General features: G+C 58.6%; 22 protein-coding genes. 12 read left to right on the forward strand and 10 right to left on the reverse strand.

Annotated elements, in window-relative coordinates; translation table 11 throughout:
• Nucleotides 1-16: 16 nt before the first annotated feature.
• Nucleotides 17-1309, reverse strand: coding sequence for a histidine--tRNA ligase (gene hisS / locus AC5S3R_RS00765; protein WP_494264695.1), 1293 nt, complete (start codon nt 1307-1309; stop codon nt 17-19).
• Nucleotides 1310-1418: 109 nt separating this feature from the next.
• Here hisS and AC5S3R_RS00770 point away from each other — a divergent pair, with 109 nt between their 5' ends.
• The 3 genes from AC5S3R_RS00770 to AC5S3R_RS00780 all read left to right on the forward strand — a co-directional run bounded on the left by AC5S3R_RS00770 (nt 1419) and on the right by AC5S3R_RS00780 (nt 5677).
• A complete protein-coding gene (locus tag AC5S3R_RS00770; protein ID WP_494264696.1) occupies nt 1419-2444 on the forward strand; it encodes an aldo/keto reductase in 1026 nt (341 codons plus the stop codon).
• 833 nt (nt 2445-3277) lie between these two features.
• Nucleotides 3278-4546, forward strand: a complete 1269-nt coding sequence (locus tag AC5S3R_RS00775; RefSeq protein WP_494264697.1) for an acyltransferase family protein — start codon at nt 3278-3280, stop codon at nt 4544-4546.
• Between the two features lie 111 nt (nt 4547-4657).
• Nucleotides 4658-5677, forward strand: a complete 1020-nt coding sequence (locus tag AC5S3R_RS00780) for a radical SAM protein (protein WP_494264698.1) — start codon at nt 4658-4660, stop codon at nt 5675-5677.
• A 97-nt stretch (nt 5678-5774) separates the two neighbouring features.
• Here AC5S3R_RS00780 and AC5S3R_RS00785 read toward each other — a convergent pair whose 3' ends face one another.
• Both AC5S3R_RS00785 and AC5S3R_RS00790 read right to left on the reverse strand, forming a co-directional pair.
• Nucleotides 5775-6476 (reverse strand): DsbA family protein, encoded by a 702-nt coding sequence (locus AC5S3R_RS00785; RefSeq protein WP_494264699.1) that lies wholly within the window; start codon nt 6474-6476, stop codon nt 5775-5777.
• An 82-nt stretch (nt 6477-6558) separates the two neighbouring features.
• Nucleotides 6559-6684: a hypothetical protein gene (locus AC5S3R_RS00790; protein ID WP_494264700.1), complete on the reverse strand. Its 126-nt coding sequence runs from the start codon at nt 6682-6684 to the stop codon at nt 6559-6561.
• A 68-nt stretch (nt 6685-6752) separates the two neighbouring features.
• On the opposite strand from AC5S3R_RS00790, the gene AC5S3R_RS00795 reads away from it, so the two are divergent.
• The 3 genes from AC5S3R_RS00795 to AC5S3R_RS00805 all read left to right on the forward strand — a co-directional run bounded on the left by AC5S3R_RS00795 (nt 6753) and on the right by AC5S3R_RS00805 (nt 9454).
• On the forward strand, nt 6753-8036 hold the full coding sequence (locus AC5S3R_RS00795) for a glycosyltransferase (RefSeq protein ID WP_494264701.1): 1284 nt from the start codon (nt 6753-6755) through the stop codon (nt 8034-8036).
• 82 nt (nt 8037-8118) lie between these two features.
• Nucleotides 8119-8532, forward strand: a complete 414-nt coding sequence (locus AC5S3R_RS00800) for a cupin domain-containing protein (RefSeq protein ID WP_494264702.1) — start codon at nt 8119-8121, stop codon at nt 8530-8532.
• Nucleotides 8533-8566: 34 nt separating this feature from the next.
• Nucleotides 8567-9454, forward strand: a complete 888-nt coding sequence (locus tag AC5S3R_RS00805) for a TlpA family protein disulfide reductase (RefSeq protein WP_494264703.1) — start codon at nt 8567-8569, stop codon at nt 9452-9454.
• A gap of 302 nt (nt 9455-9756) precedes the next feature.
• On the opposite strand, the gene AC5S3R_RS00810 is transcribed toward AC5S3R_RS00805, so the two are convergent.
• On the reverse strand, nt 9757-10389 hold the full coding sequence (locus AC5S3R_RS00810; protein ID WP_494264704.1) for a hypothetical protein: 633 nt from the start codon (nt 10387-10389) through the stop codon (nt 9757-9759).
• Nucleotides 10390-10736: 347 nt separating this feature from the next.
• On the opposite strand from AC5S3R_RS00810, the gene AC5S3R_RS00815 reads away from it, so the two are divergent.
• Nucleotides 10737-11315, forward strand: coding sequence for a hypothetical protein (locus AC5S3R_RS00815; RefSeq protein ID WP_494264705.1), 579 nt, complete (start codon nt 10737-10739; stop codon nt 11313-11315).
• Nucleotides 11316-11386: 71 nt separating this feature from the next.
• Here the strand turns inward: AC5S3R_RS00815 and AC5S3R_RS00820 are convergent, their stop codons facing one another.
• The 5 genes from AC5S3R_RS00820 to AC5S3R_RS00840 all read right to left on the reverse strand — a co-directional run bounded on the left by AC5S3R_RS00820 (nt 11387) and on the right by AC5S3R_RS00840 (nt 16287).
• Nucleotides 11387-12412 carry a ComEC/Rec2 family competence protein gene (locus AC5S3R_RS00820; protein ID WP_494264706.1) on the reverse strand — a complete coding sequence of 342 codons (1026 nt, stop codon included), beginning with the start codon at nt 12410-12412 and terminating at the stop codon, nt 11387-11389.
• Nucleotides 12413-12464: 52 nt separating this feature from the next.
• On the reverse strand, nt 12465-13772 hold the full coding sequence (locus AC5S3R_RS00825; protein ID WP_494264707.1) for an NCS2 family permease: 1308 nt from the start codon (nt 13770-13772) through the stop codon (nt 12465-12467).
• A 568-nt stretch (nt 13773-14340) separates the two neighbouring features.
• Nucleotides 14341-14598: a hypothetical protein gene (locus AC5S3R_RS00830; RefSeq protein ID WP_494264708.1), complete on the reverse strand. Its 258-nt coding sequence runs from the start codon at nt 14596-14598 to the stop codon at nt 14341-14343.
• Between the two features lie 89 nt (nt 14599-14687).
• The gene (gene hemB, locus AC5S3R_RS00835; protein WP_494264709.1) at nt 14688-15674 is read right to left on the reverse strand and encodes a porphobilinogen synthase; all 987 of its coding nucleotides are present in this window, start codon (nt 15672-15674) and stop codon (nt 14688-14690) included.
• A gap of 97 nt (nt 15675-15771) precedes the next feature.
• Complete coding sequence (locus AC5S3R_RS00840; protein WP_494264710.1) at nt 15772-16287, reverse strand: zinc ribbon domain-containing protein; 516 nt, start codon at nt 16285-16287, stop codon at nt 15772-15774.
• A 158-nt stretch (nt 16288-16445) separates the two neighbouring features.
• Here AC5S3R_RS00840 and AC5S3R_RS00845 point away from each other — a divergent pair, with 158 nt between their 5' ends.
• A complete protein-coding gene (locus AC5S3R_RS00845; protein WP_494264711.1) occupies nt 16446-17279 on the forward strand; it encodes a GAF domain-containing protein in 834 nt (277 codons plus the stop codon).
• A 26-nt stretch (nt 17280-17305) separates the two neighbouring features.
• On the opposite strand, the gene AC5S3R_RS00850 is transcribed toward AC5S3R_RS00845, so the two are convergent.
• The gene (locus tag AC5S3R_RS00850) at nt 17306-18487 is read right to left on the reverse strand and encodes a carboxylesterase family protein (RefSeq protein WP_494264712.1); all 1182 of its coding nucleotides are present in this window, start codon (nt 18485-18487) and stop codon (nt 17306-17308) included.
• A 156-nt stretch (nt 18488-18643) separates the two neighbouring features.
• On the opposite strand from AC5S3R_RS00850, the gene AC5S3R_RS00855 reads away from it, so the two are divergent.
• The 4 genes from AC5S3R_RS00855 (at nt 18644) to prmC (ending at nt 23242) form a co-directional block, all read left to right on the forward strand.
• Nucleotides 18644-20794, forward strand: a complete 2151-nt coding sequence (locus tag AC5S3R_RS00855) for a CocE/NonD family hydrolase (protein WP_494264713.1) — start codon at nt 18644-18646, stop codon at nt 20792-20794.
• Between the two features lie 48 nt (nt 20795-20842).
• Nucleotides 20843-21016 carry a DUF6364 family protein gene (locus tag AC5S3R_RS00860; protein WP_494264714.1) on the forward strand — a complete coding sequence of 58 codons (174 nt, stop codon included), beginning with the start codon at nt 20843-20845 and terminating at the stop codon, nt 21014-21016.
• 250 nt (nt 21017-21266) lie between these two features.
• On the forward strand, nt 21267-22343 hold the full coding sequence (prfA, locus tag AC5S3R_RS00865) for a peptide chain release factor 1 (RefSeq protein ID WP_494264715.1): 1077 nt from the start codon (nt 21267-21269) through the stop codon (nt 22341-22343).
• Nucleotides 22344-22345: 2 nt separating this feature from the next.
• Nucleotides 22346-23242 (forward strand): peptide chain release factor N(5)-glutamine methyltransferase, encoded by an 897-nt coding sequence (prmC, locus tag AC5S3R_RS00870; RefSeq protein ID WP_494264716.1) that lies wholly within the window; start codon nt 22346-22348, stop codon nt 23240-23242.
• The last annotated feature ends 37 nt before the right edge of the window (nt 23243-23279 follow it).

A 23279-nucleotide genomic window follows, 5' to 3' on the forward strand; every position in this document is an offset into this window, starting at 1 on the left:
TCTGGGGGACAAGATTTCAAGATTGATTTGGCTTCCGCAGATAATCCACGAGTTCCGCACGCGGAACCTTCGTCTGTGTGCCGGTGGCGAAGTCCTTGACCGTCAGGATACCGGATGCGAGTTCGTCTTCGCCCATAATGATGATGAGACGGGCTGCTTTATCGGCTGCTTCAAAGCTCTTTTTGAGGCGGAAGCTGCCGTCACCCAGCTCAACGCTGAGACCGTCGCGGCGCAGTTCACGAGCCAAGGCCAGCGCGGCAGCGTTTACGGTTTCGCCGAGCGGGGCGATGTAGGCGTCGATCTTTTCGACCGCTGCTGTTTCCTGAGCCTGAAGCGTGAGCACCAGCCGGTCTTCGCCTATTGCGAAGCCGATGCCGGGAGCCTTGGGTCCGCCGATGGCTTCGCTCAGGCCGTCGTAACGGCCACCGCCGAGGAGAGCATTCTGCGCACCCAGCCCGCCATGCGTGAACTCGAAGGTGGTGCGGGTGTAGTAGTCGAGGCCGCGCACGAGGCGGTGATTGCGAACGTAGGACACGCCTGCGGCGTCGAGCGCTGCGGTGACTGCGGCGAAGTGCTGTTTGGATCCTTCATCAAGCGAGTCAGCGATTTTGGGAAGCGCTTCGATGTATGGCTGGTCTTCCGGGACTTTGCAGTCGAGGACGCGCAGCGGGTTGGTTACGGCGCGGCGCTGACAATCTACGCACATCTTTGGCGCTACGTCAGCGAGGGCAGCTTTCAACACTTCGTTATAGCGGGCGCGGTCCGCGGAAGAGCCTACGGAGTTGATATTGAGCGTCCAGCCGGTGATGCCTAGCTCGTCGAGCAAGGTGGCCAGCATTTCGAGGACTTCGGCGTCGCGGAGCGGGCTTTCACTGCCTGCGGATGCGGGGCCGATGACTTCGGCGCCGATCTGCGAGAACTGGCGGTAGCGGCCTTTTTGCGGGCGCTCGCGGCGGAACTGCGGGCCAATGTAGTAGAGCTTTTGAAGCTGGCCGGTTTCTCCGAGCTTGTGTTCGATGTAAGCGCGAACTACGCCTGCGGTGTTTTCGGGGCGCAGGGTGAGGGATTGCGACTTTTCGCTGGCGGCGCGGGCGCGATCCTCCCACGTGTACATCTCTTTCGAGACGATGTCCGTCTCCTCGCCTACGCCGCGGGCGAAGAGGGCCGTGTCCTCGAAGACCGGCGTGCGGATTTCGCCGAAGTTATAGCGGGCAAAGACGGCGCGGGCCGTTGCTTCAATGCGGTTCCAAAGCGCGGTCTCAGGGGGAAGTAAATCCCGCGTTCCGCGCACTGCTTTCAATGTGCTCATACCTTCTTTAGTCTAAATGCCTTTCTGCCGTAGCTATATCAAGCGCGGGCAAGCTTTAAGAGAATGCGAATCCTGCATCCCCTTTGCTCCCATAACCATCCAAGCAGCCATGGAATACCGTCTTCTTGGAGGCTCTGGCCTCAAAGTTTCTGCTCTGAGTTTTGGCGCGGCCACGTTTGGCGGCACCAACGAGTTCTTCAGCCAGTGGGGCAACACGGATGTTGCCGGGGCTACGAAGATCGTGGATATTTGCCTGGAAGCTGGGATCAACCTCTTTGATACGGCGAATGGGTATTCGGAGGGTGCTTCGGAGTCCATTCTTGGCAAGGCTCTCGAAGGGCGGCGCGATAAGGTTCTTATTTCTACCAAGGCCTTCTTCCCGACCGGCGGCGGGCCGAATGACGGTGGCTCTTCGCGCTACCATTTGCGGCGGGCGTTGGAAGATTCGCTGCGGCGGCTTGGTACCGACTACATCGACATTTATCACCTGCATGGGTTTGACGCGCTGACTCCGATTGAAGAGGCACAGCAGACGCTGAACGACTTTGTGCGCGAGGGCAAGGTTCGGTATACGGCGGCATCGAACTTCTCGGGATGGGCGCTGATGAAGTCGCTGGCTACGGCGGACCGTTATGGATGGACGCGGTTCTCGGCGCACCAGGTTTACTACTCGCTGGTGGGACGCGACTACGAGTGGGAACTGATGCCGCTTGGGACCGAGGAAAAGGTTGGCGCGCTGGTTTGGAGCCCGCTTGGATGGGGACGCTTGACGGGCAAGATTCGCCGCGATGCTCCGCTGCCGGAGGTGAGCCGCATGCACAAGGGCAAGACGGGCGGGCCGGTGATTGAGGACGAGTATCTGTACAAGGTTGTGGATGCGCTGGATGCCGTGGCCGCGGAGACGGGCAAGACGGTTCCGCAGGTGGCGCTGAACTGGCTGCTGCAGCGGCCTACGATCAGCTCGGTGATTGTGGGTGCTCGTACCGAGGAGCAATTGAAGCAGAACCTCGGGGCTGTGGGGTGGAATCTGACGGCGGAGCAGGTGGCGAAGCTGGATGAGGCGAGTGCGATTCAGCCGGCTTATCCCTACTGGCACCAGAGGAACTGGACGGAGCGGAATCCGCTGCCAGCGTAATTTTCGTACGTGTGAGATGCGCACAGTGTCCCCGTTTTCGGAGCCATTTGTTTTGTTTGGGTTGCGGTGGATTGCACAGTCCCTGTGCAGAATCTTTATTTGTGAATTGTGGAACTGTGGGGAAGGCAGGTTACAGGTTTCATGTGTCAGGTTACAGAGGGTTGTGCCTGCCTTTGAGTGCATTGGGATCTCCTTTCTTTCGTATTGGCTAGTTAGTGGATAAAAACAGAACGGCCCGATTCCTTGGGAATCGGGCCGTTTTTCTGCTTTATTTCTGCTTATTTTTAGTTTGGCATAAAGCACCATAATTGAGCGCAAACTGTTTGAGGGTTTTTGCTTAATGGAATCAATGAGTTAAAAAATATTTTCGCTCGCAGAGCTTGACAAGAGATTTCCACAGAGAGCAAGGGGCAAGGGGTTTTAGATACTCGGCAAAAACATAAAAGATGGAAAGGCCGTAAAGGGCAAAAAGAGATACAAGGCAACCGCAGATCCTTCACTCCGCCTACGCCACGAACGATAATGCCGTTCGCGGGGCCCCAATGCGCTTCGTTCAGGATGACAACGTTATTTTTGTGGGTGCACGAAAAACGGAAGGGCTGGCGGTATGGGTATCCCCGGTCCCCAAATGAAGGGACATGGGGTACCCGATCTTTCTACACGAAGAAAAGCTTGTCCTTCTATATACTTGGAAAATCATGCATTGCAGGCAACTTGTCCCCTGGCACACGGGAAGAGTTGGAAATAGTGTGCGCACTATAAGATAAAGATAGCTTCATGACTTGTGGCGGTATTTCGCAAAAACTTGCGCTCACAACCCAAGGAATATTTTTATGAATAGCGATTCTACTTCCGATATTGTCCCTGCTGTGCTCCTCGCCTCGGCCTCTTCTTCCCGTAGCAAGGGAAGAGTCAAAGAGCTGGACGGTATCCGGGCATTTGCAATTCTGGTAGTTTTAGGGTGCCATTACCAGGGATTTGCACCCCTCTTCGGTGGGCTTCCTGAGTTCGGCTGGATTGGAGTGGATATTTTTTTCGTGCTCTCCGGTTATCTGATTACGACGATCCTGCTGAGCCTGCGCAATCGTCCGCATCCCTACAAAACCTTCTATTCCCGGCGTGCAATCCGCATACTTCCGCCTTACGGCATCTGTAGCATCCTGGTAATTCTTTTCGCCGTAATTGCCGGCCAATACATCGTTCTCTCTCCTTCTTACCTGCTGAAACAGGTTTTCTTCCTGCAGGCGTTTTATCACGAGCGATTTCTTTTGAGCTGGCTCCTGCATCCGCTCCATCAACTCGCTAACATGCCGAGCCTTCTGGCCATGGCGCAACATCTGCCTCCGGCCACGCCCGGGCTAGTTCCCACGGCGATCAGACAGAGCGGTGTTTATTGGTCTCTGTCTATTGAAGAATACTTCTACCTTGTATGGGCGCCTGTTGTGCTGATGCTGCCACGCAAGGGCATCACCCTGATCGGAATCGGGGTATGCGCCATTGAAATCCTCCTGCGCTGGTCCGTTGGCTCCATGGGGGCCTATTTCAGCATGATGTTTCGCTTCGATGCCCTGCTGTACGGCGCCTTTCTCGCTCTCTTTCTTGAGCAGGAGCGGTTCAAGCCTGCCAACATGCTGCGGATATTACAAGGGATCCTGGTGGCAAGCTGCCTCGGGCTTTGTGCCATATTGATAACCATTGCGCCAATCCTTGGAAAAGAAATCCGGCAATCTCCGTTATTCCTCTCCATGGGGCTGCCTCTGCTTTCTCTTGCAACCGCGGCCATTCTCGGCATGTTGGTTTTACGGCAAAACTCGAATTGGTGGTTTGCTCGATTCTGGCGTCTTGGATTCGTTCAGCTCATCGGCACTGTAAGCTACACCATGTATTTATGCCACTTGCTTGTGGCTACTGGCATACACCAGGTTCTGAGCGTGTTCCATTTCAACCCCTCTCCTGTGTCTCTGTTCTTTGAGGCATTACTGGATGTAGCTGTCACCACCTTTATGGCACTGCTTTCCTGGCACTATATTGAAAAACCACTGCTGCGCTGGAAAGACCGGCGATTCCCTGGTCCGGCTGTCGAGGAACCGGCGCTTAACTAAGTCAACAAAAACAGGTCGCAAGGAACACATGGCTCGCGAGGCTTGCCTCAAAAGCCGATAGCTAACTTCCTTGCGACCAAATTTCTCTCAAAATCCTCTAAAATAGACAGGATGGCTACCAGGAAACGGGATACGGTACGGGGTAAGGCGATTCGGGCGGCGCGGAAGGCGCGCGAGTACGCGATGGTTGCGCGGGCGCTGGCTTCGACGGACCACCCGGTTCTCGCGCAGATTGTTCCGGCGCGGTTTTGTAATCTTTCGTGCACCTATTGCAATGAGTTCGACAAGGTTTCTCCGCCGGTGTATACGGACGAGATGTTGCGGCGCATCGACCATCTGGGACGGCTGGGTACGGCGATGGTGGGGATTTCCGGCGGCGAGCCGCTGACGCATCCTGACCTGGACCTGATTATTGCGCGGATTCGCAAGCATGGCGCGATTGCCGGGATGATTACCAACGGCTATCTGCTGAATGTGGAACGCATTGAGCGGCTGAACCGGGCCGGGCTGGACCATATGCAGATTTCTATCGACAACATCAATCCGGATGACGTGTCGAAGAAGTCGCTGAAGGTGCTGGATAAGAAGCTGCAGATGCTGGCGGACCATGCGGAGTTTCATGTGAATATCAACTCCGTGGTGGGCGGCGGGTTCAAGGATCCGCAGGATGCGCTGACGATTTCCAAGCGCGCGCTGGAGCTGGGGTTTGAATCGACTATCGGGATTATTCATGACGGCGATGGGCAGTTGAAGCCGCTGAATCCTGCGGAGTCCGAGGTCTACTTTGCGATGCAGAACCGCAAGAAGACCAACTACGCGCAGTTTGACAAGTTTCAGGAAGCGATTGCGAAGGGCGAGACGAACGACTGGCGTTGCAGGGCGGGGTCGCGATATCTCTACGTTTGCGAGGACGGGCTGGTGCATTACTGCTCGCAGCAACGCGGATTTCCGGGCGTGCCACTGGCGAACTACACTCGCGAGGATGTGAAGCGGGAGTTTTTGACGGCGAAAAGCTGCTCGCCGAATTGCACGATTGGGTGCGTGCACCGCATTAGCCATATTGACCACTGGCGGGCTCCGCAGACGAGCGAGATTTCACCGGGGCATGGCGGGTTGGTGCAGATTTCTTAGGGGCAGGGTTTAGGGATTAGAGTTTTAGGGATTAGAAAGACGACCGGCGCATCTCTTGCGAGATGCGCCGGTTTGATTTGGTGCTGATTAGACCGGCTTACTTCTTGCGGACCGCGGCCTTTGCCGGCGCTGCGCCTTTGGTGTCTTCGATGGCCTGGTCGATGAGTTGATAGAGCTTGGAACGGTCTACAACTTCGACGAAGGGTGCGCCCTTGGAGTTAGCGGTGACTACCCAGATTGTGGGCGTGTGCTCGATGCCGACGCGCTGGCCGAGGGCGTAGTCTGCCTTGACGGCCGCGGCGTATTTGCCCTGCGGGTCGATGGCGAAGGGGTAGGCGATGCCGTGCTCCTTGGCGAACTGCTGGGTAAAGGCGGTCATTTTGCCGGGGTCTTCGCCGAAGCTGGGCTGGTTGGCGAAGATGGCGTCGCGATAGGCGTCGCCGACCTTTTTGCCGGCCTTGTCATCGAACCAGCGGGCGTTGACGGCTGCCTGGAAGCTCCAGGGGTGGAAGGGCAGCGGGAAGTCGTGGCGAATCCAGGGGATGTCGTACTTGGCGGCGGCGTCTTTGAGCACGGGGTTGGCGCGGGCGCAGTCGGGGCACTCCATGTCTTCAAACTCGACGATGGCTACGCGGGCTCCGGCGGGGGGCTTGAGGGCCGAGGCGTCATGGACCTGCGTTGTTTGTGGAGCGGCAAACTGTGCGTGCGCGGAAGGGGCGGCTGCAAGAGCGGCGGCGAAGGCAAAAGCGCCTACCAGGCGCATCATCATGTGCTGAGAAGAGGCAGTGCTACGAACCATGTGATTGGACGGCTCCCTTTCATGATTGTAGCGAATGAGAAGCAGGGGACAGGGTGTGGGGTATCGGGTATAGGAAACGCATTTACCGCTGGGAGGGGTCGTTTTCACGGTCGCGTTTGCGCTCGGCCATCCAGCGGCGCCATTTGTAGTCGGCGAAGATGCTGGCGGTGAGAACAAGAACTGCAACGATGGCGAGTGCAATCTTCATGCAATCGAAGGGTAGCATTTACCCCCGATGCGTTACCCTCATAGCAGTACCCGTTCCGGACCCTCATTGTGCGCATTGTCCTCTCGAATATAGGCACGCTTGGCGATATCCATCCCCTTATCGCTGTCGCTCTTGAGTTGAAGCGGCGCGGCCACACGCCGGTAATGGCGCTGCCTGATGTTTACAGGCCGAAGGTGGAACCGCTGGGGCTGGAGTTTCGTGCGATACGGCCGGATATTGACCCTAGCGACACGCGGCTGATCGCGATGATTTATGACGTGAACAAGGGGACGGAGACGGGGCTGCGGGAGTTTCTGTTTCCGTCGCTTCGGGATACGTATGCCGACCTGCTGGATGCGGCGACGAAGCCGGAGCGCGCGGACCTGCTGTTGCTGGGCGAGCTGAATTATGCGGGGCCGCTGGTGGCGGAAGTGACGGGGATTCCGTGGGCGAGCTATGTGCTGGCTCCGCTGTCGTTTTTCTCGGCGTTTGACCCGCCGGTGCTGCCGATGTATCCGCGGCTGGCGCGGGCGGACAAGACGGTTCCGGGGATGGGGCGGGCGATTAAGCGGCTGGCGCGGCTGGTGAGCCGGAAGTGGCCGCAGCCTATCTATGATTTGCGGCGCGAGCTGGGACTGGAGCGCGGGGCGAATCCGCTGTTTGACGCGAAGCACTCGCCGGAGCTGGTGCTGGCGCTGTTTTCCAAGCTGCTGGGGCAGGGGCAGAAGGACTGGCCGGTGAATGTGCTGACTACGGGCTTCTGCTTTTACGACGCGGAGAACGGGAATGCTGCGCTGCCGCCTCATTTGGCCAAGTTTCTGGCTGAGGGGCCGAAGCCGATTGTGTTTACGCTTGGTTCGGCGGCGGTGCTGGCGGCGGGCAAGTTTTATGAGCACTCGGCGCGGGCTGCGATGAAGCTGGGGCAGCGGGCGGTGCTGCTGATTGGTAGCGATCCTCGGAATAAGCCGCGGCATCCGCTGCCGGATTCGATTTGCGTGGCGGAGTATGCGCCTTACTCGGCGGTTTTTCCGCATGCTTCACTGATTGTGCACCAGGGCGGGGTAGGGACGACGGCGCAGTGCCTGAAGGCGGGCGTGCCGCAACTCATCATGCCGTACTCGCATGACCAGCCGGATAATGCGCGGCGGATGCGGCGGCTGAAGGTGGCGCGGGTGATTCAGCGGAAGGACTATACGCCGATCCGCGTGGCGCGGAAGATTCGCGTGCTGCTGGAGAAGCCGGTGTATGCGCGGAGGGCGGCGAGTATTCCGCCACGGCTGGCGCATGAGAATGGGGTTAAGGCGGCTTGTGATGCGTTGGAGGGGCTGGCGCGGCGCGCGGGAACTTTGTGAGCGGGAGGGGCTGCGTCCCCGGTTGGCGGGGTGCTATGATTTGCTTTCCCCGACAAACCTGGTTTCGATGGAGTGAGTTGCCTTGAGCGCACTGAAGTCCTTTGCCGTGTTCGGCGAGCCTATTGAGATTCTTGTTTCCAGCGAAGCAACGGGTGGCCGGTCGACCACGCTGATTCAGACCTCGCCGCCGGGAGGTGGGCCGCCTCCCCATGTGCATGCGAATGAGGATGAGACTTTTTACGTGCTCGAAGGGGAGTACGAGTACCTGGCGGATGGGAAGTGGCTTCCCTTTCCGAAGGGGCAGGCGGTTCACTCGCAGCGCGGGTCGGTGCATACGTTTCGGAACGCTGGCGAGAAGGACGGCAGGGTGCTGGTGTTTGTTACGCCGGGTGGGTTTGAGAAGTATCTTGAGGCGGTTTCTGTGTTCTCCGTGCCGGGGGAGATGGCGGAGGTGCTTGCTGTTTCTGAGCGGTATGGGATTTCGTTTGTGCGGTGATTGCTGTGCCGGTTGTTCCAATTTAGAGGTCGTTATGCAAAAGCTGTTCTTGGGTGTTTTTGTTGCTTTGTGTGCTCATCTTGCCCATTCTCAATCTGAACCGGCCCACCCACACCCTGAGCCAATCGTCGTAGTCGATAATATTGCGATTGTCCATGAGCATAAGGGATGGCGTGTGATTGAAGTATTGCCGCCGTCCTACTCCTCCAATCTGTTTGTCCATTTCAACCTGCTCAAGGGCGACCTGATTGTGCGCATTGACGGTAAGAACGCCGCTGAGACCGGGCCGATGCAAATGGCAAGCCTTTTCAACCAAGGAGACCGTCGCAGAATCGATCTATTTATAGAGCGCGGGGTCCTCCGCATGGGAATTGCGCTCCGTGATATTCGGCCACAGGATACCGACCCGGTTGGCGCCACCCCTTTCAAGATGGTGGCAACCGGTTTTAGCGCACCTGATGCAGAGTTTAAGGATATAAATGGTCAGCCTGTGACCCTCGAACAATTCAAAGGCAAGTGGCTGCTCATTAACTTTATGGCCACTTGGTGCGAGCCGTGCATAGGAACGCTGCCAAACGTGTTACGCACCACCGATCATAATCAACTGAGCCTGCTGACGGTTGCGCTCAATGACAAGGTGGAAGCGGTGCGACATATGCAGCAGAATTACAAGATCGATTCGCCTATAGCAACGATGTATAGCGTGTCGAATTTTCCGATAGAAGTTGGCATTACGATGCCGGTTGAATTTGGCGTTAAGACCAGTCGTTCGACTGAACAAATTCCCGCACTCGTACTCATTCGCCCTGGCGGTGAAATAGCACTGATAAGTATAGGAGGGTTAGATGCGGACCATATCGAAAAAACAATTCAGTGTGTGATGACTTGCAAGGCTGATGAAATTTTGAGCTTGAAGAAATAGTGCGTCATTCTGTGGCGGATGTGTCGCGAGTTATCTTGCGACGGATATTTGTTGTTGTGACGAGACGCCACAGGTCTAGGCAGTGCTCGGCGAATCGATTCGGTGCCAACCAGCAGTAAAAGTATCCCTCAGGTGCTGAAGCCCAGTGCTTTTGGTTGGTCTTTATTTGGCACGACTGAAGTCGTGCCCCTTCAAAGCAGTGTTGCTACGGTGTGAAGGGGCTTTGATTGCCGGGGATAAATCCCCGGCCTACCTGTTGCCCTGATATTTCTTGCGGATGCTGGCGGTATGAGTGCCTGTCATTACGGGTGGCAACTGGGGTCTGTGCTGCCGGGGCCGCAGAGTGGGGAGTATGAGCGGACGGCTCTTTGCAACTGCTTGTACTTCAAGGCTTCCATTTGCTGCTGCTGATTGGCGTTTCTTGCGGATGTGCCGTTTTGATGCTGCCGGTAAGAGGTGAGGGCGACGAAGGACATTACCTCTGCGAGAAGAACCTGCTGCTCTACAGGGTCTTTGGGGGCTGTGATTTTTGCGTGGTAATCCTGCACGAAGGCTGCCAGTTGCTGGGAGTTCTTGTTTGCGAAATATCCGGCGAGGTAGGGCAGGTCACGCTCGATGTTTGCCAGTCCGAGGCGAAAGCCCTGGTCGATTCCTGCGTAATCCCGCGGGAGTGCGATGCGCATCTGGCGTACAAAATCGGGGCCGGGAGGCTGCACGTGGAAGAGCGATGCGCCGTAGACATTGGCCTGCTGGAGTGCGTGCAGGTTCTGCTCCGTCAGTATGGGAGCGGCGGGGGCTGTGGCGGTTGCTCCATTGGCCTGCTGAGCGTGCGCTACACATGAGCCGAGGGCCGGGCTCATGGATATGAGCAGGATTGCAGGCCACATCCGGCTGGCTGGAAGGCGATGAATACAGCGCATTTTCAGGGATTGCATGCTGTTCCTCCGCGAACGGGTGCCAGTATAGTGCGGCTGTATTACAACGGGAAGAATCGCTTTCGGGCAGGTTTTCTGCGGGGTGATTGGTGCGGCTAACCTCTGTCGTTTCCGCTTGCTGGGACGGTTTAGCCGTCTGCCATGAACGCAGTGGCGTGTTGCAAATCACTTTCAAAACATATTGACAGGGCGCGAAATTGGGTGAAAGATTCCGGCGGGCTCCCGGGTGCGCTTTGTGCGCTTCCGTGTTTTTTTGCCCACGGGTGGGCCCCTTGACGAGCAGGGCGCACAGCTCCCGAAGCCGCCAGGCGGGCCAGAAGGCTCGAATTGGGCCAAGGGAGGACACTATGAATAAGCTCTTCCGGGTATGTGCATTGGCGGTGCTGGTCTTTGGTGCGGCGGTGCTTTGGATTGCGGGTTGCAGGATGAAGCCGAAGCTGACCAGCGAGCAGGCTTTGGCATTGATTCAGGCGCAGTTGGACCAGCAGGCGCCTGTCAGCGCGGTCATTATGGTGAACGATACAGGGATGCAGGAGGGCGTGACGGCGAAGTACTGGGACCGCTCGAAGGCGTATCCGAACAAGTATTGGGCTGACTTTAAGCTGACGGCTGCTGGCAAGAAGGTGGTTCTGCTGGATGGCGGTGGAGATACGATTCCGTGGCATCCGGAGAGCCCGGCGGATGCGAGCTACCAGATTACGCTGAGCCCGGTGGTGGCGAATCATCTGAAGGCGGAGAATGCGGCGGACCCGCAGAGCGGCGTGGGAGGGACAGAGACCGTTTTGTTTGACGAGGTGACGAGCCTGAAGGGCGTGCCGGAGCCCGTGCAGCAGATGGCGCGGGAAACGCATACCAAGGTGGCGGCGCAGCATACGGCTACGTTTGCGCTGAGCAATGGGGCTTGGACGCTGCAGTCGATCGATTAGGACTGGTGGTATTGCTATTCCCGGTCTCAAAATCGGGACCGGTGGCACCCGGCAAGAACGGGGCATGCACACTACTTGGCGGGGTAGGACTTGGCGGCGGAGGTGCGCGTGTTTGTCACGGTGAAGCTGCCGTCGCGGGCGGCTTCTACCTTGAAGTATGCGCCGTCTGTGGGTGCGCCTTTGGGGTTGGCGATGAGCGCGTCGGGGCTGTTGTGCGCGGCGTCGGAGTCCTCGGCGGTGTGCAGCATGTAGAGGTCTTCAATGCCGGGGCTGTCGTGGATTGTTTGCCACGCGAGCGGCTTGCCGGCCTTGTGGGCGCCGTTGGGCATGATGGCTACGCGCGGGGTGATGGCCTGTACAAAGGCTGCGGTGTTGGACCAATCCATTCCGTGATGGGTGACGAGGAAGAGGTCTACCGTGCCGATGAGGTTTATGGGGCAGACGAGCGGGACTTCCTTGGCCTTGGTGAGGTCGCCCATGTCAAGAAAACGGAATTTGCCGTAGCGGATGAGGACTCCGATGGAGCGCGCATTTTCCGTTGCGTCGGTTTCCCACTTGGGCTCACCGGCGCAGGCGGAGTTGACTTCCGGCTTGACGCCGGGGACGGAGGCGATGTGTTCGCCGTCTGCGGTGAGGATGAGTGCATCGATGCCGGGGATGGTGAGGGTGTCGCCGGGTTTTACGGTGCGGCGGGCGTGGCCCTTGATGGCTTCGAGATAGGCCGCGTAATCGTGGCGGGTGATGTCGGAGTCTTCGCGGTTTTCGCCGTGGTCGATGAATTCGCCAACTTCGACTTGTTTGACCAGATTTGGCACGCCGCCTACATGGTCGGTGTGGAAATGGGTGATGAGGACGTGGCCGATTTTGGTGATGTGGGCGTCCTGCATGGCGTCCTGGATGCGCTTGGGGTCACGGGCGTCGTTGCCGGGCCAGCCGGTGTCTATCAGGAGGCTTCCGCCTTCGGGTGTGACAAGCAGGGTGGCCTGGCCGCCTTCAACATCAAGGGAGTAGATGAGGAGCTTGCCGGGGTGTTGGGACTGGGCGGCGATGGGGAGGAGCGCGGCTAGAAAGAGAGCTGCTGCAAGGCGAAGTTTCATGGCGGGGTAAGTTTAGCGCATCGGTGGTCGGGGTGTGGTGATGCGCAGGTTTTTAACCGACGCTGAGGTAGAGGAACCTTGCGAGGAAGAGGACGGCGAGGATGTAGAGAAGCCAGTCCTGGCGGCGGATGTTGCCGGTGACGATGTGCAGCACTGCCCAGGCGATGATGCCGAAGCCGAGGCCGTTGGCGATGGAGTAGGTCAGCGGGATGAAGATGAGCGTCAGGAATGCCGGGATGGCTACCAGCGGGTCGAGCCAGTTGATTTCCGTGATGGTGGCCAGCATGAGCGAGCCTACGAGGATGAGCGCCGGTGCGGTGGCCGCCTGCGGGACGATGCCGATGTAGGGAGAGAAGCCGATGGCTCCGAGAAACAGAATGCCGGTGACGATGGCGGTGATGCCGGTGCGGCCACCAGCGGCGACTCCGGCAGTGGATTCCACATAGCTGGTGACGGTGGACGTGCCGGTGAAGGAGCCGAAGACGGTTGCCGTGGCGTCGGCGAAGAGGATGCGGTTGAGGCGGGGGATGGAGTGGTCGGCGGCGATGAGGCCGGCGCGCTTGGTGACGGCTACGAGGGTGCCGAGGTTATCGAAGAGATCGACAAAGAAGAAGACGAAGATGATTTCCAGCAGGCCCTTGCCGAGTGCGGCTTTGATGTCGAGTTTGAAGGCGGTTTGGGTGAGGGCGGCGATGTTGAAGGGCGTGCGGGTCCAGTGGGTGTAGCCGAGGAACCACGAGAGCGCGGTGACGACGAGGACACCGATGAGAATGGAGCCGCGGATGTGCTTGATTTCGAGGGCCACCATGACGATGAGGCCGAGGAGGGTGAGCCACGCGGTGGGGTTTTTAATGTCGCCGAGGCCGACGAGGGTGTTGGGGTCTTTGACGACGAGGCCCGCGTGCTGCAGGCCGATGAAGGCGATAAAGAGGCCGATTCCGCTGGCGACGGCGGCGTAAAGCTCGTGGGGAATGGCCTTGAGAATCATCTGGCGGATGCCTGCGCCGGTGAGGGCGAGGAAGATGACGCCGGAGAGGAAGACTGCGCCGAGGGCCGTTTGCCATGGGATGTGCATTTTGAGGCAGACGGTGTAGGTGAAGTAGGCGTTAAGTCCCATGCCGGGGGCCAGCGCGATGGGATAGCGGGCGATGATGCCCATGAGGATGGACCCGAAGGCTGCGGAGAGGCAGGTTGCCGCAGTTACGGCGGGGAGCGGAAGGCCTGCGTCGGCGAGGATGGCCGGGTTGACGAGCACGATGTAGGCCATCGTGAGGAACGTTGTGACGCCCGCGAGGATTTCGGTGCGCCAGTTGGTTCCGAGATGCTGGAATTCAAAGTAGCCTTCGAGGCGTTTGAGCATAAGCAGTGCTTTTAGAAGAGCACATTGCGCGGATTTATCGAATAGTTTTCCCGTAAAGGGTCTTTTGCGGAACAAGACAAGAGCGGCTAATTTTGTTTGGCGCGGGCGGTTACCGACGCACGACGGCGAACGCCGGAGTGGCAGCCGTGAGAACGTCCAGACAGGCCCAACCTGTGATGAACCGATAGTGGGTTACAGGCGCGTTCACTTCCTTCCAGGCACAGGACTGAAGGCGGGCGAAAGCAGCGCCTTCGAGCCTATATGCGAAATGCTCGGACACCAATCCTTCTTTCGGCGTATCGTCTACCTCTGTGCTAAGCGGCATCTCATCTAAAACCCTGATGATGCATTGCCTGTCGAACGAAACTCGTAGCAGGTGAGCCTCGTCGTCAGGCAAGACGAAATCAGCTGCGATACCGTTCGTGGACCAGTGTAAGGAGGCGAGGTCGCTTAGGCTTGCCTGCAGAGGCACACCAGCATCGATCGGACTATATCTAGGCATGAGCCAAATATTAACCTGTCCGCAGTGCCGGAGCATCTCGCAAAGGGTAGGTTTTGAGCCGCAGCTTTAGTGTGCGCGGCGCGCTTTGGCGGCCAGGTGGCGGCGGTCCAGAGCATCCCGGAGCAGCGTTTTTATCACTGCCTGGCGGCTGACGTTCAGCATGGCGGCTTCCTGATCCAGTTCCCGCAGCATGGGAGCGGTGAAATCAACATTCACGCGCCGGACAACAGTAAAGCTGTTTGTGAAGTGTGCGGAAATATCTTCTCCGCGATCTGCCATTTCTGCAATTTGCTCCGCATCAAGAGGCTTAGACGTTTTCGGCATATAGGCTCCTTTCCTCTTTTGTAGCGGGCCATAGAGTAACCAGGTGGCAGGCCATCTCATGCTCAACGCAGGCGAGATTGCGCCCAACCTTAGAGCAGCTTGGCGGCGTCTTTCGAGAAGTACGTCACGATGAAGTCTGCGCCGGCGCGCTTCATGCCTAGCAGAGATTCCAGCGTAGCGCGGTCGCGGTCCAGCCAGCCTTTGGCAAAGGCGGCCTGCAGCATGGAATATTCGCCGCTGACCTGGTAGGCGCCGATGGGAACATCGACGCGCTCGCGGGCAGCGCGGACTACGTCGAGGTAGGGCATGGCGGGCTTCATCAGAATCATATCCGCGCCTTCGGCCAGGTCGAGGTCGATTTCGCGGAGGGCTTCGCGGATGTTTGCGCCGTCCATCTGGTAGGTCTTGCGGTCGCCGAACTGCGGGGCGGAGTCGGCGGCTTCGCGGAAGGGGCCGTAGAAAGCGGACGCGAATTTTGAGGCGTAGCTGAGGATGGGCGTATCCGCGAGATTGGCTGCGTCGAGAGCCTTGCGGATGGCGGAGACGCGGCCATCCATCATGTCGCTGGGGGCCACGATGTCGGCTCCGGCCTCGGCCTGGCTGACGGCGGTTTTGGCCAGCAGGTCGAGCGTGGGATCGTTGTCCACGGTGTATTCGCCTTCAGTCTGCTTGAGGATGCCGCAATGGCCGTGGTCGGTGTACTCGCAGAGGCAGACGTCGCCGATGAGGACCAACTTTTTGCTGGCGCTGGACTGCTTGAGGGCGCGGAGGGCTCGCTGGACAATGCCGTCTTCGGCGTAGGCTCCGGTGCCGTGATCGTCTTTGGACTCGGGCAGGCCGAAGAGCAGCAGGCCGCCGAGGCCGAGGCCGGCAGCTTCTTCGGCTTCCTTGACGGCTTCGTCGATGGAGAGGTTGAAGACTCCAGGCATGGAGGAGACTTCGTGGCGCACGCCTTCGCCGGGGCAGATGAAGAGCGGATAGATGAAGTCGCCGGGATCGAGAGTGGTCTCGCGGACAAGGGCGCGGAGGCTTTCCGTGCGGCGTAAACGCCTCATGCGGTTGGCTGGGAAGCTCATGTATTGATTATAGGGACGATTCTAAGGACGAGTGACGAAGGACGAATTTAGGGCTGCAGGGAAGGCGGTCAGCCTTTTCGTCCTTCGTCACTCGTCCTTACGCTTGCTGCAACTGCTCATAAAGCGTGGTGTTGCGGTAGCCGAGAACCATTACCAGCGTCCAGATGGCGATGGCGGTGCCGAGAGGGAAGTGGATCAGGTTGATGATGGCGGCTATGATGGCGACGACTCGACCCCACGAGGCGCGGTAGTAGAGGCCCCATCCGGCAGCAACGGCGAGACCGGCGCGGAGGAAGGTGAAAACCCATGCAAAGTGCAGAAAGGCGAAGGGCGCCCATGCGCCGAATGGTCCGTGTCCAAAGGGATTGTGCAATCCGCCAAAGTGGTTGGCAAAGAAGGCGCGGGCGATGGTGAGGGCGAGGAGGTTCAAAAGGAAGGTAAGCGAGGCAAAGACGAACCAGACGATGCTGAGAGCGCGAATCTGGCCGGCGTAGCTTTGCAACTGGACCTGGTAGCCGGGGATGGGCGGGACGGGAACTGCGGACTGGCGGCCACATTGTGGGCAGAATGTTTGTCCTTGCGCTAAGGGTTGTCCGCAACTGCTGCAATACATGGCGAACCTCCTGCAAACAGGAATGAGTTACGCAAATGTAAGCCTGCCGGTTCCCCATCTTTGACATGGAAGGCTGGGATAGGCCTTGACGTTTTACGCGGGGAGGGGTTTCATAGGGAGACAGTCCCCGGTACGATACCGCAAGACGAGGCTAGTTTATGACGCCAGTACTCGCTGCATCTACGTCCGACACTGGGTTGGTGGTAACGGAGCTTCAGGAGAACCCCGGGTTTGCCGCGCGGCCAGTTCGACCCCGGAACCTGAACGCCATTCCAGAGGGCATGCGGCGCATTGCGCATGCGTTTGTCGAGAAGCCGGATTCCATGTTGCAGGTGCTGGTGGAGGCTGCAGTGGAGTTCTGCGGAGCGGACTCGTCGGCGCTGAGCCTGGAGCGGGAAAAGCCTACGGCAGAGGCGTATTACCGCTGGGTGGCGGTTGCCGGGAAATATTCCTCGATGTACAACGCGACGTTTCCGCACTATCCGAGCGGCTGCTCGATTTGCCTGGAGCGGGGAAGGCCACAGCATGTCCGGGCATCCAAGCGGTACTTTGATTTGCTGGGAATTGACTCGGCTCCGCCGGTGACGGATGGGCTGATGTTTCCATGGCAAACAGAAGAGGCGCGGGGCACGATTTATGTCCTGGCGCATGAGCGGAAGGTGGCTTTCGACGCGGGGGACCTGCAGATTATGGAGGTCCTGGCGGACTTTGCGGCGATTGGCGTGCGGCAGCTACGGCAGCAGAAGAAGCTGATGCAGCAGACCAGCATGCTGGCCGAGGCGGCGATGGCGAACAAGCTGGCGCACAGCATTAACAATCCGCTGCAGAGCCTGACGAATACCTTTTATCTTGCGGCGGAAGGTCATTATGGCGAGTCCGCGAAGACGGTAGGCAACGATGCGCTGCGGGATTTGACGCGGCTTAGCTCGCTGGTGAAAGAGCTGCTGAGTTTGTCGAGTCATCGCGGAAGTGTGCCGCGTGCACAAGCCTGAATTTCATCCACAAAAAATACTGAGAGCTAGTTCTTCCTCGCCAGCGTGGGGCGCTGTTTGCGTTCCCAGTGCTCTTCATGGCGGTCGTCGCGGTAAACGAGGCCGGTGACGCGGTTTTGTGTGTCGCGCTCCACGATGAGGCGCGTCCAGACGCCGCCCTGCGGATAGAAGAACGTGTTGGCGGACTCGGGTTCGAGGGCGGAGATGTCGCCGTGGGAGTCCTTCTGGAAGAGCTGGTCGCCCTGGCGGTAGAGAGTGGCGGCAAGGTGGCCGTTGGCGTCGTGGTATTCACCAAGGATGGAGTCAACGACCGCGGGCGGTAGCTTGATAGGAGCGGGATGCGGCTGCAGGACTTGCCGCTCGGTAAAGACGGGGTCGGGAGTGCTGAGGCGGTTGGTCAGCAGCCAGTGGGGCAACTCGGGCTCGTTGTAGGCGCGGGTCCAGGAGTCGTGCTTGTAACCCTGGTAGACCCACAGGCGGACGTTGCCGTTGTTGGCCTTGAGCGCGGAGTACATCAGTTCGGATTCCTTTTCAGGAACAGTGGTGTCATCCGAACCATGGAAGAGCCAGATGGGCGTGCGGCCAAGCGGGCGTACGTATTCAGCAGGCAGCGTAGCGGACTCCTGCCAGCGCTCCGGCGCATAAGACCAGAAGATGCCGCCGGACATGATGGCGATAGCGGCCCAGCGCTTGGGGTACATCTTTGCCAGCTCCCATGCGCCGTAGCCGCCCATGGAAAGACCTGTCAGATAAGTGCGGTCGGGGTCGGCGTGGAACTCCACCTGCTCCTGGTCGAGCGTGGCAATGGCCATGGCCAGCATCTCGGGGTCGGTCCAGAAGTTGGGAAAGGTGCACTGTGGTATGACGATGATGAACGGCCAGCGCTCGGGATGATCGCGAACCTGCACCGGAAGGCCGTTCTGCGTCTGCCACATGCCTTCCGCGCCGCGCTCGCCGCGTCCGTGCAGAAAGAGGATGATGGGCCAGGGCTTGCGGTCGTCGCGGCGGAACTCTTCGGGAAGGTAAACCTGAAATTTGTAGGTGGTTCCGCGGAACTCGATGCGGCGGTTGAGAAAGCCGGTCTCCTGCGCAGGGGGCTCGAAGCGCATATGCACCGCCGGGTTGGGCGCGGCTGCGTGTGCGGCTGCGGGAAAAAGTCCCGTGGTCAGCAGCAGGCAGGCTGTGTGGAGTTTAGGGCAGAGGCGCATCAATGGCTCTAATGATAAAAGAGCCTGTCAAATGACGGGATAAAGAACAGATGAGAAAGGGGCTGCGGCCCGGGTTTTGCTGTCCGCCGTTTGCGGGTGGCTGTTTACAATCAAACCAATTCTTTTTGAGTTTGAAAAACTGGTTCGGAGGCTGCTTTGATTCGTGCTCGCGTGTGTACTGGGTTTGTTGGCTTTGCGTTGCTGATGGGTGGCGCGCTGGTTATGCCGTTGGCAGCGCAGGAGATTGCGCCTTCGCCAGCCGTGGCGGGCGAGTACAAGAATACGGCGGACCCGGAAGACCTCCGCTCCTTTTATGTGCAGGACGGCAAGCTGGTAGTGGAGTCGGAGCGCGGCGTGCCTACGAGCCTGAAGGCGTTTTCTGCGACGGAGTTCTTGCCGGAGCATAGCAAGAATCGTCTTCGCTTTGAGCCGGGCGCAAACGGCGAGACGCTGACGGTTATCGGTGAGGACGGCAAGGCCGAGTCGTCCTACCAGCGCGTTGGCGAGCCGGTGAAGCATGTTTTCCATGACTACGTACGGTCGGAAGTGATGATTCCGGTGCGCGACGGCGTAAAGCTGCACGTCGTGATTCTGAAGCCGAGTGATATTACAACGCCGCTGCCGTTCCTGATTCAGCGGACTCCCTATGGCTGCGAATACACCAGCCGGGCCTCGTTTTTTGGTGGGCGTCCGGAGCTGGCGCGTGAGGGCTACATCTACGTTTGCGGGGATATTCGCGGACGCTACAAGAGCGAAGGCGAGTTTGTGATGAGCCGCCCGATGCAGACAGACCACAAAGACCCGAAGAGCGTGGATGAGAGCACCGACACCTACGACACCGTCGATTGGCTGGTGAAGAATGTGGCCGGAAACAATGGCCGCGCCGGTTTCCTGGGCACCAGCTATCCGGGCTTCCTGTCGATGGCCGCTGGCATTGATCCGCATCCGGCGGTGAAGGCGATTTCGCCGCAGGCCCCCATGATTGACGTGTGGATGGGCGATGACTTCTTCCACAACGGCGCTTTCCGGCAGTCGTACGGCTACGACTACTCGCTGATGATGGAGTCGAGCAAGGAAAACACCGAGGTCAGCTACGGCAAGGACGCAAGCGGTAAGCCTCGCGATGGCTATGAGTATTTTCTGGAGCGCGGAAGCTTTGAGCAGGATGTGAAGCAGTCGGGCTCCAAGCTGCTGCCCACGTGGAAGCTGTTCCTTGAGCATCCCGCATATGACTCGTACTGGTCTTCGCGTGGCGTGGAGCACTGGCTGACAAAAGTCACCGTGCCGACGCTTTCCGTGGGCGGCTACTACGACCAGGAAGATATGTGGGGGCCGCAGGAGGAGTATTCCTCTCTGGAGCCGCATGATGAGAAGAGCGAGAACTTCCTGGTGCTGGGTCCGTGGCGGCACGGTTCATGGGCAAGCGATGCTCGGCATCTCGGCAATGTGGAGTACGGCGCACCCATCGGCAAGGAGTTCCGGCGCGATATCGAGGCCAAGTTCTTCGCACACTATCTGAAGGATGCTTCAGGTTTTGACTTGGAAGACACGGCGAGCTTCCAGACCGGCAGCAATGTGTGGAAGCGCTACAAGCACTTTCCTCCGGAGGGCTCGCAGCCCACGGCGCTGCACCTGCTGGGCGACGGCAAGCTGAGCTGGAGCGATGTGAAAGCCGCCACCAAGCTGAGCTATGTGAGCGACCCGAAGAACCCGGTTCCGTACCGCCACCGTCCGATTCAGCCGACCTATGGCGAGGGTTCCGAGTGGTACAACTGGATGACCGAAGACCAGCGCTTTGTGAGCGACCGCAAGGATGTGGCGGTCTGGAAGATGCCGCTCAAGAAAGACGCAGTGGTTACCGGCGAGGTCCTTGTGGACATTTTTGCCGCCACGACCGGCACCGACAATGACATGGTGGTGAAGCTGATTGACCAGTATCCCGACAACGACCCGGACTCGAAGATGCACGGCTACCAGTTGATGACGAACATGGAAATCTTCCGTGGCCGCTACCTGGATGGCTTCGACAAGCCGCGTGCCATCAAGGCCGACGCGGTGCGCGAGTACAAGTTCAGCCTGCATGACGTGGACCATGTCTTCAAGGCCGGGCATACCTTGATTGTGGAAGTGCAGAGCTCGTGGTTCCCGCTCTATGACCGCAATCCGCAGACCTTTGCGCCGAACATCATGACCGCCAAGCCGACGGACTATAAGCCGGCCACAATTACCGTCTATTCCGACACGGAGCACGACTCCAATCTGCAGATTCCGCTGATGAACCAGTGCGACCAGGTAGAGTGTTTTTGAGGCGAAGTAGTTCCTGTTACATACACGAGCGTTGCCGATAGGGTTGGTATGGCAAAGACGAGGCTGACTCTTAGGCTGGATGAAGAATTGATTCGGCGCGGTCGCATCTACGCAGCGACTCGCGGGATGACGTTGAATGACTACATTCGCGAGTGGTTGCGTAAAGTAGCAGAAGGGGAAATCAAGCTTGGGGGCGAAGATGAGCAGCGAACTGCAGATTGAGGCAAGGTACACCTCAGGGCCTAAAGGCTCCACTTGTTGAGCTGAATTGGTGCCGGGGATAAATCCCCGGCCTACCTTATTTAGCGGGATTTTAGCTTTCGCGGTAAAATAAGAAACGGAATGGTTCTTCACCAGCCCATCTCGGCGCTCCTCTAGCGGCTCCCGCCGCCGATACTGCTTTTGCGCTCTTTTTTACTTTTCCCAAAAATCAATCCAGAAAAGCTGCGATACGCAGTATGGAGTGTTTGCCATGCAGGACAGGCTGGAACAGATGGAGCAGCGTTATAGCGAGCTGCAGGCGCAGTTTGCGCTGCCTGAAGTTTTGAACGACCACGAGAAATATCAGAAGACCGCGAAGGCAATTCGCGAGCTTGAAGAGACGGTCGAGAAGTATCGCGAGCTGAAGCAGGCGCGCACCGGGCTTGCCGATGCGAAGGTGATGCTCGAAGAGACCGACCCGGATATCAAGGCGATGGCCGAGGAAGAGATTGCCGCGCTGGAGCCGAAGGTCGCCGCGCTGGAAGATGAGATCAAGATTCTGCTGTTGCCCAAGGACCCGAATGACGAGAAGAACGTGGTTCTCGAAATTCGCGCGGGCACGGGCGGCGATGAGGCTTCTCTGTTTGCCGCCGAGGTCTTTCGCATGTACACGCGCTTTGCCGAGCAGCACCGCTGGAAGGTGGAAGTGATGGACCTCTCCGAGTCTGCCGTGGGCGGGTACAAGGAAGTCATCGCGATCATTGAAGGCGACCGCGTCTACTCGCACTTGAAGTACGAGAGCGGCGTGCATCGCGTGCAGCGCGTTCCGGCAACGGAAACGCAGGGCCGCGTGCATACTTCGGCGATTACAGTTGCCGTGCTTCCGGAAGCGGAAGATGTGGACATCAAGATTGAAGCGAAGGATATCCGCATCGATACCTTCTGCTCTTCAGGCCCCGGTGGGCAGTCGGTGAATACTACGTATTCGGCGGTTCGCATTACGCACCTGCCGACGAATACCGTGGTGAGCTGCCAGGACGAAAAATCGCAGATCAAGAACCGCGAAAAAGCCATGCGTGTTCTTCGCGCCCGACTGTATGAAGTGGAGCAGGATCGGCAGAATGCGGAGCTGGCGGCGGCGCGTAAGTCGCAGGTTGGCAGCGGTGACCGCAGCGAGAAGATTCGCACTTACAACTTCCCGCAGAACCGCCTCACCGACCATCGCATTGGCCTGACGCTGCACCAGCTTGACCTGATTATGGAAGGCCGTCTGCAGTCGATTGTGGATGCGCTGGTGGCACATTACCAGGCAGAGCAGTTGAAGGCCGAAACTTCGCAGGCAGCGTGACGGTGACGGTTGCAAGCGCAATTGCAGAGGCCGCGGCGCGGCTTGCGGCTGGGCCTCATGCGGAGCGGGCACGGCTGGATGCGGATGTACTGTTGCTGCATGTGCTTGGCGTAAACCGCGCATGGCTGATGACGCATGGCTCCGATGCGCTGAGTGACGAGAATGCGGCGCGTTATGCTGCGCTTGTTGCGAGACGCGTCGCTGGCGAGCCTATCCAATACATCACTGGCGAAACGGAGTTCTTTGGACTGCCGTTTCGCGTCACTCCTGACGTGCTGATTCCGCGTCCGGAGACGGAGCATCTTGTCGAAGAAGCGATTCGGCTGGCTGCGGAGTGGAAGCAGCCACGCATCGTGGACATTGGCTCAGGCTCAGGAGCCATTCCTGTGGCGCTTGCGTCAAAGCTGCCGTCTGCGCAGATTACCTCCATCGACATATCAGAAAAGGCGCTGGCTATTGCCCGTGAGAACGCTTCGCGCAATGGCATATCGGACCGCATTCGATTTTTGCAGGGTGATTTGCTGGCTCCTGTTGGGCGCGAGCGCTTTGAGATTGTGGTCTCCAATCCGCCGTATGTTCCGCTGGCCGATAAAGATTCGCTCAGCGTGGAGGTCCGTGAGTTTGAGCCTTCGCTGGCCTTGTTTGCCGGTGCTGACGGTCTCGATATTTACAAACGGCTGATTCCTGCCGCGCATGAACGGCTTATGTCCGGCGGCGCGCTGGTAATGGAGATTGGCTACGGGCAAAGTGACGCCATCCGCTCCCTGCTTGCCGAGAGTGATTTCGGGCGAGTCTGGTTTGTGAAGGATTTGCAGGGGATTCCGCGAGTGGCTTGTGCCACTGCCGGGACCGACGACTGCGGATGCGGAGATACCGTAAGGGCAGGGAGTAGGGAATAGGGAGTAGAAAACAAATACAAAAGGCCCGCATCTCGTA

Source organism: Occallatibacter sp. FHG110214_02 (assembly GCF_059115385.1).